This window comes from Oleiphilus sp. HI0125 (assembly GCF_001635355.1).
Genome location: NZ_LWGF01001004.1, coordinates 1 through 1,640 on the forward strand (window position 1 = coordinate 1; position 1,640 = coordinate 1,640).

Genomic DNA, 1,640 nt, shown 5'->3' on the forward strand with positions numbered 1-1,640 from the left:
GCGGTCCCTCTTCACCAGCATGAGCGACAGCCTTCAGCCCAAGGTCTCTAGCCTGTGCAAAAACACGCTCAAACTTAGAAGGAGGATGCCCAACTTCCGATGAATCAAGCCCTACTCCGAGAATATGATGCAAATATGGCTTGGCTTGCTCAAAGCATTCGAATGCATCCTGCTCACTGAGATGCCTCAAAAAGCACAAAATCAATCCGCTCGTTATGCCAAGTTGTGTTGCCGCGTCGCTCAGTGCCCGCGTTATTCCATCAAACACCACACCTATATCGATCCCACGTTCGGTGTGCGTTTGAGGATCAAAAAACAACTCCGTATGCACAACACCTTGCTCGTGACAGGTAAGTAAGTAAGCCCAAGTCAGATCATAAAAATCTTGTTCGTTTAATAAAACTCCCGCACTTTGATAATAGATATCTAGAAACGTTTGAAGGTTCGTAAACTGATACGCTTCACGAACCTCTTCCACAGAATTGTATGGCAGAGCCACAGCATTACGTTCAGCGAGTTTGAACATAAGTTCTGGCTCAAGAGAACCTTCAATATGCAGATGCAATTCCGCCTTCGGCAATGCGCGTAAAAAGGCCGTATCCGCTACTTCCTCAGGTCTCGAAGTAGTCTTCCAAATATCTCTCAACTTACTCACCAAATTTCGATTTCATTAAAAATATGCATCTCATTTTGCCATCAAGGCTATCGAATGCAAACGCACTACAAATCCTTTAACTAACCTTGGTCTTATGCATCACATTTAACAATGCACCGAGCATAATCAAAACAACCCCGACTACTGCAAGTATGCTCGGCACTTCAGCAAAAAACATCCAACCAAAAATAACGGAAAAAACAACCTGCACATAAGAAAATGCTGTTGCCCTCGCAGCAGTTTCTGTTTTCATCGCTTTTGTCAAGCCCTCTTGACCGATCTGAGTAAATATCCCCACGGCCAATAAAACAAAATACGTTGTCCAAGACTCTGGCACCACAAAGTCGTTCCCTAATACAACAAGAGAAAACGGTAAAGCGATTAAGGGGAAATAAAAAATAATGACGGAGCTGTCTTCAAGGTGACTAAGTTTTCGCACCAGCACATAAGCAATGGCACTGCCGAATGCTCCAATCAAGGCAAAAATAACGCCTAGTTGATCGAGTTGAGTAAGACTACCTCCATGCACCCAACTTGGCTCAACAACCAAAATTAAGCCGACAAGACTCAAAACGATGCTCCCCAACAAAGACGCATGAAAACGCTCGGCTAAAAAAAACAAAGCTAGTACTGCGACGAAAACAGGGTGTAAATATTGAAGCATCGTGGCTTCGGCAAGAGGAAGACGAGTCAATGCACTGTATACAGCAAGCAAGGCCACTGCACCAACAAAACCTCGCGCAAACAATAGACCTCGATGACTCCCTAAAACAGACAAGCCTTTTCGCTTGGCAAAAAAGTAGCTAAGGAGCAGAGACACCAGCGCTCGCGCTGCCACAATTTGTAGCACTGGAATACCATCCTCGAATGCCAGCTTTACACAAACAGCCATCAACGAGAACCCCACAGCGCTCAGAAGCATATAGCGCAATCCGATAGAAAAATTCATATGCATCTAGCTCTCTCAATTTTGAAATGCATCTAT

General features: G+C 44.5%; 2 protein-coding genes. Both read right to left on the bottom strand.

The features are described 5' to 3' along the window. Positions 1–646 (bottom strand): adenosine deaminase (gene add, locus A3762_RS17200; protein WP_231878850.1); only part of this gene is annotated, 646 nt, incomplete at its 3' end. An 85-nt stretch (positions 647–731) separates the two neighbouring features. Next, positions 732–1,610: a DMT family transporter gene (locus tag A3762_RS17205; RefSeq protein WP_068753935.1), complete on the bottom strand. Its 879-nt coding sequence runs from the start codon at positions 1,608–1,610 to the stop codon at positions 732–734. Positions 1,611–1,640: the final 30 nt, after the last annotated feature.

Excerpts from the sequence above, each read along its gene's own strand:
- A3762_RS17205 (WP_068753935.1), bottom strand. The coding sequence starts at position 1,610 with ATGCATATGAATTTTTCTATCGGATTGCGCTATATGCTTCTGAGCGCT.